This is a genomic window from Flavobacterium sp., from assembly GCF_039595935.1.
In the GTDB taxonomy this organism is placed as follows: Bacteria; Bacteroidota; Bacteroidia; order Flavobacteriales; family Flavobacteriaceae; genus Flavobacterium.
In genome coordinates this window covers 44,300-61,353 of record NZ_JBCNKR010000004.1, presented here as the reverse complement: position 1 = coordinate 61,353, position 17,054 = coordinate 44,300, and the positions used below count along the sequence as shown (strand labels likewise).

Genomic DNA, 17,054 nt, shown 5'->3' with positions numbered 1-17,054 from the left:
TTGATTTTTATTGAAAATTAGTAGTAGTTTTTAGTATTGTAACCGCTATAATAGAGGCTATAACCACAAGTATAATGTAACTGCTTGTTTTGGTTTTATTATCGACACTCTTATTTTTTATAATTTTTATGAAAGATGCACTTAAAACGAAAGTTACAATTATACCGCAAATTCCAACAAGAATTTTATTCATCGAAATATAAACGGTTGCCATACAAAGCAGATTAAGAATCGTAATTGGCAGTGCATATTGTTCCTGAAATGAAGTTTTCTTCAATTCAGTAATAGGTTTGATTTTGTTAAATAGCACTTCTAAGTCCTGAGAGTTTTCTATTTGGGCAGGAATTATAATTACATCCGTTGATTTTTTTCCTTTTATGGTATAACTTCCTTTTTTTTCTTTGATTATCGATTGAATATCTTCAAATTGAATATTTACAGTAGAAGTATTTGCTTGTTCTCTCGTAACATTGTTTTATAAAAACACTAATTTATAGGTTTCGAATATATTTTTTTGTCTTCTAAAACCGGTCCTAAGCCCAAATAAAAGAGCTATTATCAAAATTGGTAGTGAAAATGGCAAAGACATATAGAGATCTTCTTTATTTCCTGAATTAAAATAAACTATTGCGAATCCAAAAGAAAGCGCTAATAAAGAAAAAGAGATAGATTTAATAATTAATTGTTTTTTTATCTCATCAAAGCCGTTTTCTCTGATTTTGAATGTTTCATTCATGTATTGGGTATTTTTAATTTATTGATTGTATATTCTGTTTAATTCGTTTTTCCAGGCTTTAATCTCATCAACTTCAAACATCAATCTACGATTTTCTTCATTTTTTAAGGTAAATTCACCACCTTTATTTTTAAAAGATGGATAAGAATTCAAAGAATGAAGTTCTGATTTATTCCATTCAAATTCCTGATCTGAATGACTTTTAAACAATAATCTTTGGTCAGTTAAACACAATTTTCTCGAAACTATATCATTATCAATCAAATGATTTGCCGGCGACTGAATTATAAGTGTTTCAGAATTGTTTGTGTTTATTACAATCTTTTCTAAAACTTTTACTGGTTTTGTAAATCTTGAATACATTGCTCCGTTTATTATCATAGCGCAAAGTGCTATCGGAATTGAATATGATAAAAGGGTATTGAATGGTAAAACAAAATATCCCATTAAAAAGCAAAATAAGAAAGCATAAACTCCATAAAGCGCTCCGTTACCAAAAACTTTAAGTATTGTTTTTAACATAAAAATGTAAAGTTTAACATTGTAATTTAAGAGTAATATTAAACAATAAATCCAAAATAAGAAAAACATATTCAGATTTTTTAAAACCAAATATGCTTTTCAAATATTTTATTCTACACTAAACTTTTCATTTTTACAATCAATACTCAATTTATGGTTTATAAAGAGCTTATTACCAATCATTCCCTGCATTCCGGAGCGTTTCATTAAAAAAATCTGCATTTTAGAAATTCCTTCTATATACGTAACTTCAGTAATTGGCAGTTTAGCGTTTCCGAATTGCATTTCTTCATTGGCTGGAGCCGAAATAACAGTCAAAATATTGCCCCATGAATTTCCTATTTCTTTTTTTATTTTCCCTTTTGGCATTTTGTATTTTAACCATTCTTCTTTATTTACAATTAGTTCATAACCACTTGTTCCTGAATCGTAAAGCAGTTTTAAATCCTGATTACCAATTTTGGCAGGAAATAGAAGTTTTCGTTTTTTAAACTGAAAATCAAAAGCGTTTTTCAAGAGTTTATTTTCTTCGAATGAACAAAAATTGTTTACAAAATCAAGCGTTACGGTTCTTTTTTCTAAAAGATCAGTTCCAATGGTGCCAACAATATTAATTGTATTTGAGTTTTCAAAATCAGCATTTTTGCCATAAGCCAACAATTGAAAATTTCTTGAAGAAATATCTAATTCCTGAATTTTGAAACCTAAAGAAACATCCTTTTTATTCTGCTTAAATAGCTTTTGTTTTGGAAATTTCTCTTGTATAGATTTCAATGAATTTTGATAGAAAACCGTTATTGGCGAACCAAAATCCAGTTGCATATAAAATACATTTTCAATTCCGTTAATATGAACGGGCAGAAGGAGTGCCGAGTGCGGATTTTCATTATCAGAAATCCATTTTATGGGAATGTTTTCTGCATTTCCCGAAACCTGAAGGTAATTTTCCGGCGGGCTGAATTTTTTATCAAAATAAAAATAGCCTCCAATTAGCAATGAGGCAACAACGACTATTAAAGTCAAAACAATTTTCTTAATTATTTTCATCACAATTTTTTTGTGCAATATTGCAGATTGTAATTCGGATAACTTTAAAAAACGATATGACTTTTATACGTCAATTATGCGACATCGATTATAAAATACTGTATTTCAGTTTTATAGAAAGTTCTGATTTTTGAGCTAAATCTGAACTGTTTTTAAAAACAATATAAAGATTCATCATTTTCATTATTACTAAAACAACAATGAACAGTGGAAATTGAATAGAAAATGTTTTTTGAATAAACGGACTTATTATAAGTAAAATCCCCAATATAAAAGTGTAAATAATCTGAATTGTGAGAATAGATTTCCCTAATTCTTTTGCTTTTAGTTCTTTGGATTTATAGGTTAAAATAGAAGGGAAAATAATATTGCCAAACGGAATAATCATCGAGGATAAAACTGAAAAATTAATCAGTTTGGCACGTTTTATTTCGGAATCAATTTGTGAATTAGGAAGCAGATCTTCAGGGTCAACTTCAAATGCTTTTGCTAATGTTTTAAGCGTAAAACCTTTCGGAATATTTCCGGCTTCAATTCTTTGTATCGTTCGCAATGAAAGCCCTGATTTTTCGGCAAGTTCAGTTTGAGTAAGATGTTTTTCTTCTCTCAATATTTGAACTTTTGTTTTCATTTTTTCTGTCCTGGTTATTTTGGTAAATATAGCTGTTTAATAAACAGGCTCCCAAAGTTCAATTTTATTACCTTCTGTATCCATAATATGCACAAACTTACCATAATCGTAGGTTTCAATATCATCAAGAACAATAACTCCGTTGGCTTTTAATTTTTCTAAAAGTCCTTCGATATTCTGAACACGATAGTTAATCATAAACTCTTTTTTTGAAGGCTCAAAATATTTATCACCTTTCTTAAAAGGACACCATTGAGTCGATTCGATCTGATCCGGTTTATCGAGATTTCTGGATTCAAAACTGGCAGAACCCCAATCGTTGATTTCTAATCCTAAATTTTTGGCATACCAGTCTTTGGTTTCCTTTGGATTTTCTAAGAAAAAGAAAATTCCGCCAATACCGGTTACTTTTGGTGTTGAATCATCTGGTTGATTTTGTGAGTTTTCCATACTTTGATTTTTTTAATAAATTGGTTGGTTTTGTAATACTAAGATAGAATTATTTTACTCACAAATGCGAACTATTTAATTAACAAATCTTAAAAAAGAAAAATCACTTTTGTGCATTTCAATTTCATTCGCCCTGGTTTCATTCTGCGCTTCCTGAGCATAAACAAACATTCTTTCTTCATAATTTTGAATCGCATGTTCAATAGTTTTAAAATTTCCGTCTAAGAGATTTTCAGATAGAATCAGAGCATCCAGAAGTCCAATATTAGCGCCTTGTCCGGCAAATGGCGGCATTAAATGCGCAGCGTCGCCAATAAGCGTAAGAGGCAAGGGGCGATTGTTCTTCCACGGTTCTTCAACAGAAATCTTTTTAGTAGGCAATCCGGCGTAGAAAGAAGTTGAACTGAATAAATCTTTATAAATTTCTCCCCAATTCGAGAATGTGTTCAGCAAAAATTGTGTTATACTTTCTGTATTTCTAAAATCCAGATTTATGTTTTCCGGCATTTTAAAAATTACATTATAGCTTAGAGCATTGTTATTTTTAGGATTTGCAACTAATGAACAGCCATTATGAGATGTCATAAGAATTTTTCCATCGCAAAATTGATAAAATTCCGGGTTATTTATTTGTGGTTTAGCAACTTCACCCTGAATCATATAAGTTCCCGTAAGTTCAACTTCGGCATTGGTAAGATATTTTCTAATAGCCGTCATTCCGCCGTTTGCGCCAATAACAAAATCAGCTGAAGCCGTATTTCCGTTTTCAAAATGCAAAAGCCATTCCTCATTTTGTGGCTCAATATCAATCAATTTTCGATCCCAAATAACCGTATCTTTTTCAAGACTGTGGATTAATAAAGTTCTCAAATCGTTTCGGTTAATTTCGGGACCGTCATAAATTTCTTCTGCCGAAATTTCCTTGCTAAATACTATATTTCCCTGAAAATCGGCCATGATTCTTCCCATCGGAATGGCTTTGTCATAATATTTTTGCAGTAATCCGGCTTTCTGCATTGCATTCTGACCAGAGCCTTTGTGTAAATCCAGAGTTCCGCCCCAAATTCTGGCTTCGGGATTTTGATCTCTTTCATAAACAGTGACATCAACGCCTTTTTGCTGTAATAATCTCGCCATTGTTAAACCAACAGGTCCAGCACCAATAATGGCAATTCTTTTATTTGTAAGTAACATAATTTTAGTCATTAAATTAGGTTACAAAATTGAGAAAGTCTTACAAGCAGAAATAGTAAAAATCAGTCGTTTTTTGAATTCGCTTTTATTATCGCGACAATATCCATAAAACGATTGTCTTTGTTTTTGCTTAATTCTTTTGGCGTAACGCCGGAGTATTTTTTGATTTGTTTTATGAAATGATTCTGGTCTGTAAAATTTTGTTCGGGATAAAGTTTTCCTTTGCTTATGTGTTTAAATGAAGAGCCAAAACGCAGAATATTACAATAGCCTTTTAGCGAAATCCCGAATTGCTGATTAAAGTAACGATTGATCTGACGACTGCTCCAAAACACATTTTCAGATAATTCCGTTACTGTTACAGAACCTTCTGCAGAATAAATCATTTCAAAGAGTTTCTTTTTTCGGATATCTATTTCTTCAATAAAAATACTTTTAATGATTTCTGCTGCTTTAAAACAAAAGTTTTCGAAAGTATCTAAATCTGATTTTTTGAACTGCCAGATTGTATCAGAAATAATTTTTCCGTCGTTTAAAACATCTTTAATAGAATCTCCAAATAAATATTCGACAGCCAATAATTTAAATCCTATAGAATACATTTTTGCATCAATAGGAATATTCACTTCACTGGGTACTGTATCTAAGCCTCTTATAGATATTTCCCAATTATCAGCATCAATATTCATGACAGCCAAATCGACCATTCCGTTTGGTAAAAGGGTAGACGGAATTTCTTTTCCAGTGTTGTTTTCCAACATCCAAAAGCTGTGAACAAAATGAGAAATCGCAATATCCGGTAAAGCTGACTGAATTATTAAACTCATTTTATGATCTATTTTTATTCAAGTTTCTTCTGTAAAATTAAATAATCAAACTAAGAGACTGAATATTTCTTAGGTTTTAACCCGATATGTTCTTCAAAAACTCTTGAAAAATGACTCAAATTGGTAAATCCTAACTGATATCCAACTTCTGAAACCGACAAATGTTTTTCTTTTAAAAGTCTTGCTGCTTCCTGAATTCTCATAAACTGATAATATTCAAAAATGCCTTTTCCGAATGTTTGTTTGAATAATTTTCGAAGTTTGGGTTCGCTCATTCCGGCCTCTTTTGCTAATGAAGCAATATTGGGCGCTTTATCAAGATTAGACTGCAAATGGAATTTTATAGCATAAAGTGATTTAATATCTTTTATATGAATTCCGCTTGCAGGCGTTTCTTCACGCTGCAATAACACAGCAAAAATATGACACAGCAGCTCTTCACATTTTAGTTTATGATAATGATTTTCTAAACTTTCGGGAACAGTTTGATTAATCATTTCGCTTGCCGTTGTAATCATAGCCGGAGAAACGCCAATTTCATAAACAAAATTATCTTTAGAAGAAATAATGTTCGCCGCGACAGGATGTTTTAATTCTCCAAACAACTCTTTTAAATAGGATCTTGACGCAGAAATAGTTATACTTCTAAAATAAGTATTTTCAGGCATTGCAATTACAGATGAAACGGATTGCATACCAATAAAAACGCTGGGCTGTTCGACTGAAATTTTTTCTTGTTCAATAGTACTATCAAAAATCCCGTTTAAAAAAAAGATGACATTTTCTTGTCCTTCAGGCAATTCGTTTTTACGTTCGAGTACAATTTCTTCATTGATATAATAATTCCGAATCATCATTCGCAAATCATTTCCCCAGGTAAATCCGGTCATATAACCTTCTCCCAGCTTTTCAGGAATATCAATAAAACGTCCGCGAACCGAGGCGCCAATAGCATCAGCAAACTTATGGAGAATTCCGGAACCGTTTTTATCTACAACTTCAATTTTCATTTACGACTATTTTAATATTAAAATAAGATATTTTACCTATAAAGATACCAATAATTTTGTAATGAAAATTTAAACAAATAAAAAAGAATAGATTATGTTACTAGATAATAAAAAAGTAGCCATTATTGGCGGCGGACCCGGCGGATTGACCTTAGCTCGTTTGTTGCAAGAAAAAGGCGTTGATGTAAAAGTGTATGAAAGGGACGAAAACCGAGAAGTTCGCCAGCAGGGTTCTACACTTGATTTGCATGATGATACAGGTTTAAAAGCCATAAATAAAGCCGGATTGATAGATGAATTTAAAAAATACTATCGCCCAGGAGCTGATACAATGAAAATTACAGATCGTGATATGAATATCGTTTACGACGATCACAAGGAAAAACCGGAAGAAGATTTTGGTAATGAACATTTTAGACCTGAAATTGATCGCGGTCCTTTGCGTGATTTGTTAATTGCTTCTTTAAAAGAAGAAAATGTAATCTGGGGTTCAAAATTTACTGAAATGAAACCTTGCGGAGAGGGCTGGGAAATTTTGTTTGAAAATGGAACTACGGCCTATGCTGATTTTGTAATTGCTTCAGATGGAGCTAATTCACGCGTTAGAAAATATATTACGGAGATTCAGCCTATATTTTCTGGAGTTACGGCTATTGAAATCAATGTTTACAATGCGGAAAAAAATGCGCCAAAACTCTGGAAATTGGTAAACGGAGGAAAAATTTTTGCTCTTGAACAAGGAAAAACGGTTTTGTTTAGTGCCAAAGGTGATGGAACTTTAACTGTTTTACTCGGATTAAAAACCGAACAAAACTGGCTGATAAACTCCGGAATTGATTTTAAAAACAAAAAATCGGTACTGGAATGGTTCAAAAAAGATTTTGCCGAATGGAGCAGAGACTGGCAGGAATTATTTAAAGGAGATGAAATTTCGATAATTCCGAGAACTATGTATCATTTTCCATTAAATCAATCGTGGAAACCGCTGCCAAATCTAACTATGATTGGTGATGCAGCGCATCGTATGCCTCCGTATGCAGGAGAAGGAGCGAATCAGGCTTTGGCAGATGCTTTAGAATTATATGAAGTTTTGACTTCTAATTTGTTTCAAAAAATGGAAGACGCAATTGGTTTCTTCGAGAAAAAAATGTGCGCAAGAACTTCAGAAATCACCGAAATTACGCTGCAGCAAACTGAAGCAATGCATGATGAAAATAATCTACAGCTTTTGTTAAATTTCTTTAATGAAGTTGTTTAAGTTTTCAGTCTCAGTTTTTAGTTTTCAGTCTCAGTTTACAGTTAATACTAATGTCGTAAACTGAGACTAAAAACTGTGACTGTAAACTAAACTACTCTACGTTCAGCTGGTCTAAAATACCATGAAAGCACTGTTAAAACCAATAATAACGAAGGTCCGAAATAGGCAATACCAGAATCTCCAACTGCTAAATGAGAAAAAACAGCGCCGCTCATGGCAAAAAAGAAACCAGCGTATGTCCACTCTTTTAATAAAGGATATTTCGGAATTAAAATAGCGATAACACCTAATATCTTCCAAACTCCTAAAATGGTTAAAAAATAAAGCGGATAACCTAAATGTGCCATCATTTCGGTTTCTTCTTTCATTTTTAAAATTTGCACAATTCCTGTTGAAGTCATTCCTAAAGCCAGCCAAATGGTAGCAATCCAGTAAATAATTTTGTTTCTTTTGCTCATGATGATTTATTTTAATTGTTTTACGATTTCTTCTAAACGATTGTGTGCCATATTCAACCCTTGCGAAAAAGGTAATTTTAACTGATAATCTCTATGTTCAACCGATTTATATATTGTCTGAATAGTTAATTTACTAGTTGAATCGGTTAACTTTTCAAATTCTAAAAACTCTAATTGAGGTGCAAAATTGGCATTGTCCATTTCAAATGTTCTCACAATTCTTTTATCGGGAACAAAATCATGAATGACACCATTAGCACTAAAAACTACATTTCCATTTGGATCTTTGGTTTCAAACTGCCAGCCTCCGTATTTTTTATTTTCTAATTTTAAAACTTTTGTTCCCATCCATTGTTCTACAATTTCGGCTTCGACATAAGCTTTAAAAAGCAATTCAAGCGGAATATCAAATTCTCTTGTAATCAGAATTTCCTGCTGGCCATTTTCGGCACTGATTTTTGTTTTACGTTCCATGGGTTAGTCGTTTTTTGGTTTATAATTTTTCATTATGCTTTCTAGTTTATTAAAGCGATCATCCCACATTTGGCGGAAAGGCTCAATAAAATCAGCAACTTCTTTTATTTTTTTTGCATTTATGTAATAATAAATCTCTCTGCCGTTTTGCTGCTGGTCAAGCAATTCACACTCAGTAAGAATCTTTATATGTTTTGAAATCGTTTGTCTCGACGAGTCAAAATTATCTGCTATTGTACCGGGTGTCATGGCTTGTATCGCAACCAGATTTAAAATAGCTCTTCGCGTTGGGTCGGCAATTGCCTGAAAAACATCTCTACGTATTTCCATTGTGCAGTTATTTGACTGCAAATATAATGCAGTTATTTGACTGCGCAATATTTTTTTGAAGAAAATTTTGATATTTTTTAAAATTCTGAGGAAATACGGACGATTTTTTATACTTTTAAATTCAACACAAAAAGAAGAAATCATGAATAATACAAAAGTTTTTGGGTATTCATTTGCAAGTATTTACAGATTGTACAAAGAAAAAGTAGAGAAGAAGGGACGTACCGCAGAAGAAGTAGATACTGTTATTCTTTGGCTTACGGGTTACAACGAAAAACAATTTAGAGACCAAATTGAAAAGAAAGCCGATTTACAGACATTTTTTAATGAAGCTCCTAATTTGAACCCAAATGCATCTAAAATTACGGGTGTGATCTGCGGATATAGAATCGAAGACATTGAAGATCCGATGATGCAAAAGATACGCTATATGGATAAATTGGTTGATGAGTTGGCGAAAGGAAAGAAAATGGAAAAAATTCTGCGTGAATAATACAAAACCCTCTAAATATAATCTTTTAGAGGGTTTAATATTTTAAGATTTAATCTAAACCGGCAAATACAAATGATGCTGTAGGTTTAAAATTCATAGACGATTCGCCAGAATAATTTTCATTATTTGAAAGGCTTAATTTTTTTATTTTTCCTTTTTCGCTAAAATCAAGTTTATTGAATTCAACCCAAACTACATTAGGATTCAGTACGTTATCAAAATAATACACTAAATTCTTTTGATCCGCAACAGTTCTCCATCGGGTAGAAGAGATGTTAGGTTCTGTTTCTGAAGAAATTCCAAGTGGAACAGAACAATTTCTGATTACTCCAAAAACGCTAGATAATGCAGTTCTAATATTATCCGTTTTCGGAATAGCATGAATATAATACGAAGCTCTCACAAAACGGTCGGCCGCGCGATTTGTTCCCGGCAGCATTATAGTTCCCGGAATACTTTCCCAATAGGTATTAATAGCCAGCTGATGATCGAAAATAGGAGAGTTGGTCATCGCGACATATTTTCTGTCATGATGAATTACCAAATTCCCGTCTATATATTCAAAAATGGCATTGTCGCCTGTAGAATCTGATAAAGACAAATGCACGGTGGCAAAAATATTCGTTCCCGGAATATGTGAAGAAGTTACCACAAAATCCTTTTTTTCAAGTGCACTTACAGCTTCGGCAACGGTAGCGTAATTATCTAAAACATATTGCAGCCATAAAGAAACGGCGAGACCTTTTACCGGGCCGTCTTTCACAAATTTTGGATAAGTAGATTCTACCAGCCATAAAAGATTACCAACGAGCCCTTTTTCGTTCATTCCGTCAGAAGAAGCAATATCCCAGGAACTCGTGATAACACTTCCGTATTTTGATTTCCATTTAACTGAATTACTCCCAGATTCTCCAAAACGATCAATTCCTCTGGGAAAAAGCCATAAATTAGCCGGAATTTCACCTCGCCAGTCCATCGAACGTGCTGTGATAATAGTTCCGTTTAAACCTTCATAAACAATTCTTGTACAAGGATTTGCTTTTTCAATGCATAATAAAATACCTGATAAAGCTAAAATTGCTGATAATCTCTTTTTTAATTTCATAATTAAAGGTATTAAAATTCAAAATTTGATTTAGTAAGAGTAAAAAAAAGCCGTTTTACTTTAAAAAACGGCTTTAAATTTATTTTATATTATTCTATTTTCTTGAGGGTTAATTTTACTTCTTTGCTATCAAGAATTAATTCATCATTTGTAATCGTACTTTCGCAAGGGTAAGGCGTTCCTACTTCATCTTTAATCACTAAACTTTTTCCACCTTTTGTTAATGCGTAAGTACCATTTGTTATTTCTCTCGTCAAATATCCGGTAACGTGACCATCTTTTGTAAACGTTAGAGTTCCATCGGTTAAAATCACAGTTTTTAGAGAGTCCGACATGGGAACTTTGGGTTCTACTGCCGTTATTTTCCAAGAGTTTATCAATTTATTTCTACCCTTAGAACATGAACCCATTAATAATGCTGCCAATGCAAGCCCGAAGATAAATAATTTAGAATTTTTCATGGTTATGTGATTAAATATTAGATAGGAAAAGGTACAAAAAAAAAGTATTACTCTTACAATATAGCCACAGAAAGTTAAAATAACGTATCTGATTACTAATAATTTAAGAAAATAACAATGTAGGAAATCAATTAAGTGTCAGCGCTCCCAGAATTTCTTCATACATGAATGGCCCGCCGGGATAAGTGGCCGTATAATCCAGATTCATCCATACCTGCCCGCGCTCATCAATATGATAGTGCAGTTGTTTGCGATAGGTTTCTTTAGTAAAAAGCACGTTTTTAATTAAATAGTTAACTTTCTCTAAATCAATCATTGAACCAATTAATATTTCGGGATAAATATGTCCTTTTGTATGAATAAGCCTTGGTGTTCCGCCAATAGAACGAATTGCGGCCGCCATTAAAATAGAATGATCGTCGCAGTCGCCTGAAAAATATTCTAACGATTCGCTGGCTGTAGCAATGTAATCTCCGTCTTTAGGGTCGTTTACATAATTCCAACGACTGTTTATTTCTTTAAAAACTGCAAAACACTGAATAATGGTTCTGTAATCTGAATATCCTTTAATACCTTTAAAATGCTTTGTGGTGGCCATAATAGCAAAATTTCGCACTTTGGGGTTTTGGTATTCGATTGCGTTTAAAATTTTTGATTTGTTTGGAAACGGCAGCAGTTTTGCAACCACTATATCCTGAGGAAATGGATTGTCTGACATGGTATAAATCATCGAGTTATAATCCTCTGAAATTTCACTAAAACCATAATTTCCAATAACTGATCCGTAAAATAAAATCAATAGATAAACAGCCACACATAAAATAATTATGGTGCGGAGAAGCATCAGCAGAAAGAAAATCGCAGCAAAAACAAAAATGAATATAAAAACCCTGTCGAGATTAAATGCCCATTCTAAATCGATTAGGTTTTGATGCAGTATGATAAATATCGGAATGGTTATCAAAAGACTCAACAGCGAAATAATAATCCTATCCCAAGGCGATTTTACCTGTAATTTGGATTTTAATTGCGGAAAGTCAATTTTAGGAAAATTTATCATAAGAATCAAAAAGCAATTTTTACAGCGCTTTTACCGTTTCAACAAAAGTACTTTTTTTATCAATAATTCCCAGATCAAATAATTGATTTTGAATTTTGACAAATGCTTTTTCACTTAAATGTTTTTGTGACCATTGTGTTAATTTCAGCCATTCCTGAATATCTTCTGCCTTTTGATTGAACAAATCAGCCAGCGTTTTATCTATATCCGGAATTTGCGCAAAATCATACGTGGTTTTATTGATGATTTCCAATACTTTTTCGACCACTTTGGGGTTCTTTTTAAGGAATTCGTCACGAACAGCAATTACAAATGACGGCCATGGAGTAGGACAGTCGCCAACACGTCTAAAAACACCCTGATCTACAAGAGGTTTAGTCATAAAACGTTCCCACATAAAATAATCAGCTGTGCCATTTGTAAGCGCTTCAACAGCACCATCAATAGTATTAATAATTTCAAATTGCAGGTTTTCGCTGTTCCAGCCTTGTTCATTTGCATTTACATAAGCCATTAATTGCGAACCTGAACCTATTCTTGAAATAGCTGCTTTTTTATTTTCGAGGTCTTTTACAGTTTCAAAATCTGATTTTGCGGCTACGTGAATTCCCCAAATCAAAGGCGACTGCACATAAATCTGAACTATTTTGCTGGGATTTCCTGCTGTAATATCTTTTACAATTCCTTCCGTTAAAATTACCGCCATATCAGTTTCGCCGTCGCGAAGCATCTGACACATTTTTCCGGTACCTTCGGGAATATTTTTCCATTGTAAATCTATATTTTCTGCTTCAAATTCGCCATTTTCAATGCATAAATGCCATGGCAAATTGAAGTGTTCCGGGACACCTGCAATTTTTACCGTTTTCATTATAGTCTAAGTTTAAGTTAAGTTTGGTATGCGTATTCTTAAGTTTGTCAGTTTAGTTTTTTAATAAATCTGCCCGGTGTTTGTCTGACAGGCAAGGTTCAGCGTATTCAATTATCTCATTAGATTCATATTCATTTAAAACGCTTCTTACTATCGAATAATCAACGTCTCTTACAACTTCCACAGAAATAAAATTATCATTCAGCCCTTCTGATAAACAGTTTATGGCTTTTAATTTTTCTCTGATAATTTCTTTATCATATCCTTTTTCTAATATGATAACCTGAACAATCGAATTTCCTGAATTTTCTATTGTTTCCTTATAAACAAGGCGTTTTTCATTTTCATCAAATTCGGCATAAAACAAATCGTCTGTAGCGATTAAAGGCCCAAAAAAAGGAATATTATCTAATTTAAAAAGTCCTTTTTCTAAATCTACAATTTCAGCCCACATGGTTTCTGTAACCGTTTCTTCTAAATAATCGCTATAATATTTAAAAACTATTTTTTTATGTGTTTCCTGCATTATTCTATTTCGCTTATTACAGCTTTTAATGGTGATATTACTATGCGATAACCATCCGGATCCTGAATCATTTTTCCATTCTCATTCCAAAAAGGATTGGCAGCTGTTATCGTTTCAATTTTATTATGTATAAGTTTGTTTATCAGAGTATCGTAATCTGAAATTGTTTTTGGATAAAGTACAATTACATCATCTTCATCAAATGAATGTTTGGCCTCTACATTTGATTTTGTGAATTCAAAATGCCAGTCCAGACCTGATTTCCCAATAAAAATTCCGTCATAATTATTGTGATTCTGAAAATTCCCCAATAATTCAAAGCCCAGAATATCTACGTAAAAATCTTCGATTTTTTTTAAATCATTGGTATGTCTGGCTACTCTTAAAAACATAACTTACGATTTTATTTGATTAATATGATGTTCTAAATGTTCTACATAATCTGTCATAAGAAACCTTAAATCTATTTCAGACTGATCACTTAGTATAATTTTATAATCCAAAGCTTCATCATAAACTGACTTCATGATTCTGACAATCTGTTTATTAACAACAAACCATAACTGAATCAGCTCGTCAATATCCATTTGCTGATATTGATTTAAATTTACTAAATCCATTTGATTATACGGCCTGTGCTGATAAGGTTTTTCTACATAATTTATTTCGGTAAAACGAACCAGATTATGAATTGCTGAATCTACCAAATGTCCTAATATTTCTTTTTTAGACCATTTTTCAGATACTTTAGCAGAAAAAACTTCACTTTTAATAGACGAAAAATGAATCAAATTTTCGTTAAGTAATTTTTCAAATTTTAAAATAGCGTCCTGCATTTATTTTAGAGCAAGTTTATTCAACGTATAAGCAATAAGTTCATCAACAGCTTTGTACGGATCTTCACTAAAAGTTCCCGAAGCACGGTTGGCAATAATAGCATTTAATGATAAAGCATTGTGGCCTAAAAGTGCCGAAAGCCCATAAATTGCAGCCGTTTCCATTTCTAAATTCGTGATTTTGCTATCATTAAAACTGAAATTATCCATTTTATTGTTTAGCTCTTCATCCTGAATATTCAATCTTAAAACGCGTCCCTGAGGTCCGTAGAAACCCCCAGCTGTAGCGGTTATTCCTTTGAAAATTTTATCAGATTCGATCAATTTTTCCAGTTTTTCAGAACAAGCTGTTACATAAGGCCTTCCTTTTCGGGCATCCCAATTAGTGTGTGCAATAAAAGCGTCTTCAAGCTCTTTGTTTGAAACATCGTCAATAATATAGGAGCGAAGCATATTATCTAATCCAAGCCCGAATTTAGACATTACAAAGCTGTCTACCGGAATATTTTCCTGCAGAGAACCAGAAGTTCCAATTCTAATAATATTTAAAGACGTTAAATTTTCTTTTGGCTGACGTGTTTTTAAATCGATGTTCACAAGCGCATCTAATTCATTTAAAACAATATCAATATTATCAGGACCAATTCCGGTTGACATAACAGAAATTCTTTTGCCTTTATAAATTCCGGTTTGGGTTTTAAATTCTCTTTTTTGTGCCGAATATTCAATAGAATCAAAAAACTGAGTAATTTTTTCAACTCTGTTTTGATCTCCAACAAATATAATGTCGTGTGCAATATGTTCAGGACGAAGGTTTAAGTGGTATACACTTCCGTCTGGATTAAGTATTAATTCTGATTGTTTTATCATTTTTTTTGAGGTTCTAAGGTTCTGAGATGCTAAGGTTTAAAGGTTTCCTTTACTGATGTTTAACTATGATTTTTTTTAAAATTCCAAATTCCAAATTCCAACTCAAATTCAAACAAAGCTTTGCGAACTTTACATTTTATAAAAAACTCAAAGTAAATATTCTTAGCGCACTTTGCGTTAAATTCATAACAGTTTGGAAATCTAAAATCTAAAATCAGAAATCTAAAATCACTTTACCCGCCAACTCTTTTAGTTTTAAATCCTTTATCTTTTAAAATAGCCATTATTTTATCTCGGTAATCTCCCTGAATGATTATTGAAGCATCTTTAAAAGTTCCGCCAACACTTAATTTTGTTTTAATTTCTTTGGCCAAAACTTTAAAGTCTTCATCACTGCCTTCATAACCTTCAATAATGGTTGTAGGTTTTCCTTTTCGCTTTTCAAATTTACAGATCATTGGTTCTTTTTGTACATAAAGAACATGATCCTGCTCCTGAATTTCCTCAGGCTCATTTGATTCTACATGATCCGGAAATAGATTTTTTAATTGATCTTTTAAGTCCATATTTTTATTAAATTCCAATATTTAAAAATACATAAAAATTAAATTCCAAATCCCAAAAAAATAGTTTTGGAATTTGGAATTTATAATATTGAAGTAAAAAAGGTTATTTTTTGATTAAACCTAATTCAACTAAACGTTCATGTAAAAATTCTCCTGCCGAAATATCTTCATATTTCTTAGGATTTTCTTCATCAATACAGTTTTCAAGGCAGTCTAAACGCATATCGCTTACAGGGTGCATAAAAAACGGAACTGAATAACGTGAAGTTCCCCATAATTCTCTTGGAGGGTTTACAACCTGATGAATTGTAGATTTTAATTTATTGTTAGTATGTCTTGACAACATATCTCCAACATTAATTACTAATTCATCATCAGCTGCAATAGCGTCGATCCATTCTCCGTCATGGTTTTGAACCTGAAGTCCTTTTCCTTGCGCTCCCATTAAAAGGGTAATTAAATTAATATCACCGTGAGCGGCTGCACGAATGGCATTTTCTGGCTCAGAAGTAATTGGAGGATAGTGAATTGGTCTTAAAATTGAATTTCCTTCTTTGGCATAGTTGTCAAAATAAAATTCATCTAAGCCAAGGTGTAATGCTAAAGCTCTTAAAACATACACTCCTGTTTTTTCAAGCATTTGGTACGCTTCTTTACCCACTTCATTAAAACGAGGAAGTTCTTTAACTTCTACGTTATCAGGGTATTCTGCTGCCCATTTTGATTCTTTGTCAACATACTGGCCAAAATGCCAGAATTCTTTCAAATCTCCCTCTTTACGGCCTTTAGCATGTTCTTTTCCAAAAGAAACATAACCTCTTTGTCCGCCAATTCCGGGAATTTCATAATTATGCTTAGTTTCTACTGGCAAGGCGAAAAACTTTCTAATTTCACCATAAAGTTCGTCTACCAGTTTGTCATCTAAGAAATGACCTTTTAAGGCAACGAAGCCAATGTTTTCAAATGCACTGCCGATTTCATTTACAAATTTTTGTTTACGTTTCGGGTCGTCCGAAAGGAAATCACGTAAGTCTACACTAGGAATGTTTTGCATACTTTACATTTTTATTTAAGAAAAAAGGTACCAAGACCTTTCAATAACAAAGGTAGATAATATTTTAGATTTGATTTTAGAAATGTGTTATAAAATTTAGGTTAATGTAATTTTTTACACAATTTCTAAACATTAATTCTCAAATATTCAAAAAAAGGTTTTTATTATTTGTAGCTAAAATAATACAAATAATTAGATTTAGATAAATTTTTACTTTTATATTTGCCAGCAAAATTTTAAAATAGAATCTATAATTATTTTTCTATTTTTATAAA

General features: G+C 32.4%; 24 protein-coding genes. 2 read left to right on the top strand and 22 right to left on the bottom strand.

The window, feature by feature from the left end; all coding sequences use genetic code 11:
• Positions 1 to 7: 7 nt before the first annotated feature.
• The 9 genes from ABDW27_RS00685 to ABDW27_RS00645 form a co-directional block, all read right to left on the bottom strand.
• A complete protein-coding gene (locus ABDW27_RS00685) occupies positions 8 to 277 on the bottom strand; it encodes a hypothetical protein (RefSeq protein ID WP_343694149.1) in 270 nt (89 codons plus the stop codon).
• Positions 278 to 475: 198 nt separating this feature from the next.
• Positions 476 to 736 (bottom strand): hypothetical protein, encoded by a 261-nt coding sequence (locus ABDW27_RS00680; protein WP_343694148.1) that lies wholly within the window; start codon positions 734 to 736, stop codon positions 476 to 478.
• 18 nt (positions 737 to 754) lie between these two features.
• Positions 755 to 1,258, bottom strand: coding sequence for a hypothetical protein (locus ABDW27_RS00675; protein ID WP_343694147.1), 504 nt, complete (start codon positions 1,256 to 1,258; stop codon positions 755 to 757).
• 108 nt (positions 1,259 to 1,366) lie between these two features.
• A complete protein-coding gene (locus ABDW27_RS00670) occupies positions 1,367 to 2,305 on the bottom strand; it encodes a hypothetical protein (RefSeq protein WP_343694146.1) in 939 nt (312 codons plus the stop codon).
• Between the two features lie 88 nt (positions 2,306 to 2,393).
• Entirely contained in the window at positions 2,394 to 2,936 is a 543-nt protein-coding gene (locus ABDW27_RS00665) for a helix-turn-helix domain-containing protein (protein WP_343694145.1), read from the bottom strand.
• Positions 2,937 to 2,972: 36 nt separating this feature from the next.
• The gene (locus ABDW27_RS00660) at positions 2,973 to 3,386 is read right to left on the bottom strand and encodes a VOC family protein (protein WP_343694144.1); all 414 of its coding nucleotides are present in this window, start codon (positions 3,384 to 3,386) and stop codon (positions 2,973 to 2,975) included.
• A 75-nt stretch (positions 3,387 to 3,461) separates the two neighbouring features.
• Complete coding sequence (locus ABDW27_RS00655) at positions 3,462 to 4,592, bottom strand: NAD(P)/FAD-dependent oxidoreductase (protein WP_343694143.1); 1,131 nt, start codon at positions 4,590 to 4,592, stop codon at positions 3,462 to 3,464.
• A 50-nt stretch (positions 4,593 to 4,642) separates the two neighbouring features.
• Complete coding sequence (locus ABDW27_RS00650) at positions 4,643 to 5,407, bottom strand: AraC family transcriptional regulator (protein WP_343694142.1); 765 nt, start codon at positions 5,405 to 5,407, stop codon at positions 4,643 to 4,645.
• A gap of 50 nt (positions 5,408 to 5,457) precedes the next feature.
• On the bottom strand, positions 5,458 to 6,417 hold the full coding sequence (locus tag ABDW27_RS00645; protein WP_343694141.1) for an AraC family transcriptional regulator: 960 nt from the start codon (positions 6,415 to 6,417) through the stop codon (positions 5,458 to 5,460).
• A gap of 94 nt (positions 6,418 to 6,511) precedes the next feature.
• On the opposite strand from ABDW27_RS00645, the gene ABDW27_RS00640 reads away from it, so the two are divergent.
• Entirely contained in the window at positions 6,512 to 7,675 is a 1,164-nt protein-coding gene (locus ABDW27_RS00640) for an NAD(P)/FAD-dependent oxidoreductase (protein ID WP_343694140.1), read from the top strand.
• A gap of 86 nt (positions 7,676 to 7,761) precedes the next feature.
• Here ABDW27_RS00640 and ABDW27_RS00635 read toward each other — a convergent pair whose 3' ends face one another.
• From ABDW27_RS00635 to ABDW27_RS00625, 3 genes are read right to left on the bottom strand one after another with little or no spacing between them, the layout of a single operon-like run.
• Entirely contained in the window at positions 7,762 to 8,133 is a 372-nt protein-coding gene (locus ABDW27_RS00635; protein ID WP_343694139.1) for a DoxX family protein, read from the bottom strand.
• A 6-nt stretch (positions 8,134 to 8,139) separates the two neighbouring features.
• A complete protein-coding gene (locus ABDW27_RS00630; protein ID WP_343694138.1) occupies positions 8,140 to 8,607 on the bottom strand; it encodes an SRPBCC domain-containing protein in 468 nt (155 codons plus the stop codon).
• A 3-nt stretch (positions 8,608 to 8,610) separates the two neighbouring features.
• The gene (locus ABDW27_RS00625) at positions 8,611 to 8,937 is read right to left on the bottom strand and encodes a metalloregulator ArsR/SmtB family transcription factor (RefSeq protein ID WP_343694137.1); all 327 of its coding nucleotides are present in this window, start codon (positions 8,935 to 8,937) and stop codon (positions 8,611 to 8,613) included.
• Positions 8,938 to 9,079: 142 nt separating this feature from the next.
• Between ABDW27_RS00625 and ABDW27_RS00620 the strand changes: the two genes are divergently transcribed.
• Positions 9,080 to 9,430 carry a DUF2200 domain-containing protein gene (locus tag ABDW27_RS00620; protein WP_343694136.1) on the top strand — a complete coding sequence of 117 codons (351 nt, stop codon included), beginning with the start codon at positions 9,080 to 9,082 and terminating at the stop codon, positions 9,428 to 9,430.
• Positions 9,431 to 9,479: 49 nt separating this feature from the next.
• Here ABDW27_RS00620 and ABDW27_RS00615 read toward each other — a convergent pair whose 3' ends face one another.
• The 10 genes from ABDW27_RS00615 to ABDW27_RS00570 form a co-directional block, all read right to left on the bottom strand.
• Positions 9,480 to 10,535, bottom strand: coding sequence for a linear amide C-N hydrolase (locus ABDW27_RS00615; RefSeq protein WP_343694135.1), 1,056 nt, complete (start codon positions 10,533 to 10,535; stop codon positions 9,480 to 9,482).
• Positions 10,536 to 10,624: 89 nt separating this feature from the next.
• Positions 10,625 to 10,996 (bottom strand): hypothetical protein, encoded by a 372-nt coding sequence (locus ABDW27_RS00610; RefSeq protein WP_343694134.1) that lies wholly within the window; start codon positions 10,994 to 10,996, stop codon positions 10,625 to 10,627.
• 127 nt (positions 10,997 to 11,123) lie between these two features.
• Positions 11,124 to 12,056: a transglutaminase gene (locus ABDW27_RS00605; protein ID WP_343694133.1), complete on the bottom strand. Its 933-nt coding sequence runs from the start codon at positions 12,054 to 12,056 to the stop codon at positions 11,124 to 11,126.
• A 19-nt stretch (positions 12,057 to 12,075) separates the two neighbouring features.
• Positions 12,076 to 12,927, bottom strand: a complete 852-nt coding sequence (locus ABDW27_RS00600; RefSeq protein ID WP_343694132.1) for a substrate-binding domain-containing protein — start codon at positions 12,925 to 12,927, stop codon at positions 12,076 to 12,078.
• A gap of 52 nt (positions 12,928 to 12,979) precedes the next feature.
• Positions 12,980 to 13,453: a DUF4265 domain-containing protein gene (locus ABDW27_RS00595; protein WP_343694131.1), complete on the bottom strand. Its 474-nt coding sequence runs from the start codon at positions 13,451 to 13,453 to the stop codon at positions 12,980 to 12,982.
• Positions 13,453 to 13,845, bottom strand: a complete 393-nt coding sequence (locus tag ABDW27_RS00590; RefSeq protein ID WP_343694130.1) for a VOC family protein — start codon at positions 13,843 to 13,845, stop codon at positions 13,453 to 13,455. The genes ABDW27_RS00595 and ABDW27_RS00590 overlap by 1 nt, the downstream gene beginning before the upstream one ends.
• Positions 13,846 to 13,848: 3 nt before the next feature.
• On the bottom strand, positions 13,849 to 14,289 hold the full coding sequence (locus tag ABDW27_RS00585; RefSeq protein ID WP_343694129.1) for a DinB family protein: 441 nt from the start codon (positions 14,287 to 14,289) through the stop codon (positions 13,849 to 13,851).
• Entirely contained in the window at positions 14,290 to 15,159 is an 870-nt protein-coding gene (locus tag ABDW27_RS00580; protein WP_343694128.1) for a nucleoside phosphorylase, read from the bottom strand.
• 233 nt (positions 15,160 to 15,392) lie between these two features.
• Positions 15,393 to 15,725 (bottom strand): translation initiation factor, encoded by a 333-nt coding sequence (locus ABDW27_RS00575; RefSeq protein ID WP_343694127.1) that lies wholly within the window; start codon positions 15,723 to 15,725, stop codon positions 15,393 to 15,395.
• Between the two features lie 103 nt (positions 15,726 to 15,828).
• On the bottom strand, positions 15,829 to 16,779 hold the full coding sequence (locus tag ABDW27_RS00570) for a 2-oxoglutarate and iron-dependent oxygenase domain-containing protein (protein WP_343694126.1): 951 nt from the start codon (positions 16,777 to 16,779) through the stop codon (positions 15,829 to 15,831).
• Positions 16,780 to 17,054: the final 275 nt, after the last annotated feature.

Excerpts from the sequence above, each read along its gene's own strand:
- ABDW27_RS00655 (WP_343694143.1), bottom strand. The coding sequence starts at position 4,592 with ATGACTAAAATTATGTTACTTACAAATAAAAGAATTGCCATTATTGGT.
- ABDW27_RS00575 (WP_343694127.1), bottom strand. The coding sequence starts at position 15,725 with ATGGACTTAAAAGATCAATTAAAAAATCTATTTCCGGATCATGTAGAA.
- ABDW27_RS00620 (WP_343694136.1), top strand. The coding sequence starts at position 9,080 with ATGAATAATACAAAAGTTTTTGGGTATTCATTTGCAAGTATTTACAGA.
- ABDW27_RS00670 (WP_343694146.1), bottom strand. The coding sequence starts at position 2,305 with ATGAAAATAATTAAGAAAATTGTTTTGACTTTAATAGTCGTTGTTGCC.
- ABDW27_RS00595 (WP_343694131.1), bottom strand. The coding sequence starts at position 13,453 with ATGCAGGAAACACATAAAAAAATAGTTTTTAAATATTATAGCGATTAT.
- ABDW27_RS00660 (WP_343694144.1), bottom strand. The coding sequence starts at position 3,386 with ATGGAAAACTCACAAAATCAACCAGATGATTCAACACCAAAAGTAACC.
- ABDW27_RS00590 (WP_343694130.1), bottom strand. The coding sequence starts at position 13,845 with ATGTTTTTAAGAGTAGCCAGACATACCAATGATTTAAAAAAAATCGAA.
- ABDW27_RS00630 (WP_343694138.1), bottom strand. The coding sequence starts at position 8,607 with ATGGAACGTAAAACAAAAATCAGTGCCGAAAATGGCCAGCAGGAAATT.
- ABDW27_RS00605 (WP_343694133.1), bottom strand. The coding sequence starts at position 12,056 with ATGATAAATTTTCCTAAAATTGACTTTCCGCAATTAAAATCCAAATTA.
- ABDW27_RS00680 (WP_343694148.1), bottom strand. The coding sequence starts at position 736 with ATGAATGAAACATTCAAAATCAGAGAAAACGGCTTTGATGAGATAAAA.
- ABDW27_RS00635 (WP_343694139.1), bottom strand. The coding sequence starts at position 8,133 with ATGAGCAAAAGAAACAAAATTATTTACTGGATTGCTACCATTTGGCTG.
- ABDW27_RS00585 (WP_343694129.1), bottom strand. The coding sequence starts at position 14,289 with ATGCAGGACGCTATTTTAAAATTTGAAAAATTACTTAACGAAAATTTG.
- ABDW27_RS00570 (WP_343694126.1), bottom strand. The coding sequence starts at position 16,779 with ATGCAAAACATTCCTAGTGTAGACTTACGTGATTTCCTTTCGGACGAC.
- ABDW27_RS00645 (WP_343694141.1), bottom strand. The coding sequence starts at position 6,417 with ATGAAAATTGAAGTTGTAGATAAAAACGGTTCCGGAATTCTCCATAAG.
- ABDW27_RS00615 (WP_343694135.1), bottom strand. The coding sequence starts at position 10,535 with ATGAAATTAAAAAAGAGATTATCAGCAATTTTAGCTTTATCAGGTATT.
- ABDW27_RS00650 (WP_343694142.1), bottom strand. The coding sequence starts at position 5,407 with ATGAGTTTAATAATTCAGTCAGCTTTACCGGATATTGCGATTTCTCAT.
- ABDW27_RS00580 (WP_343694128.1), bottom strand. The coding sequence starts at position 15,159 with ATGATAAAACAATCAGAATTAATACTTAATCCAGACGGAAGTGTATAC.
- ABDW27_RS00625 (WP_343694137.1), bottom strand. The coding sequence starts at position 8,937 with ATGGAAATACGTAGAGATGTTTTTCAGGCAATTGCCGACCCAACGCGA.
- ABDW27_RS00600 (WP_343694132.1), bottom strand. The coding sequence starts at position 12,927 with ATGAAAACGGTAAAAATTGCAGGTGTCCCGGAACACTTCAATTTGCCA.
- ABDW27_RS00610 (WP_343694134.1), bottom strand. The coding sequence starts at position 10,996 with ATGAAAAATTCTAAATTATTTATCTTCGGGCTTGCATTGGCAGCATTA.
- ABDW27_RS00640 (WP_343694140.1), top strand. The coding sequence starts at position 6,512 with ATGTTACTAGATAATAAAAAAGTAGCCATTATTGGCGGCGGACCCGGC.
- ABDW27_RS00665 (WP_343694145.1), bottom strand. The coding sequence starts at position 2,936 with ATGAAAACAAAAGTTCAAATATTGAGAGAAGAAAAACATCTTACTCAA.
- ABDW27_RS00675 (WP_343694147.1), bottom strand. The coding sequence starts at position 1,258 with ATGTTAAAAACAATACTTAAAGTTTTTGGTAACGGAGCGCTTTATGGA.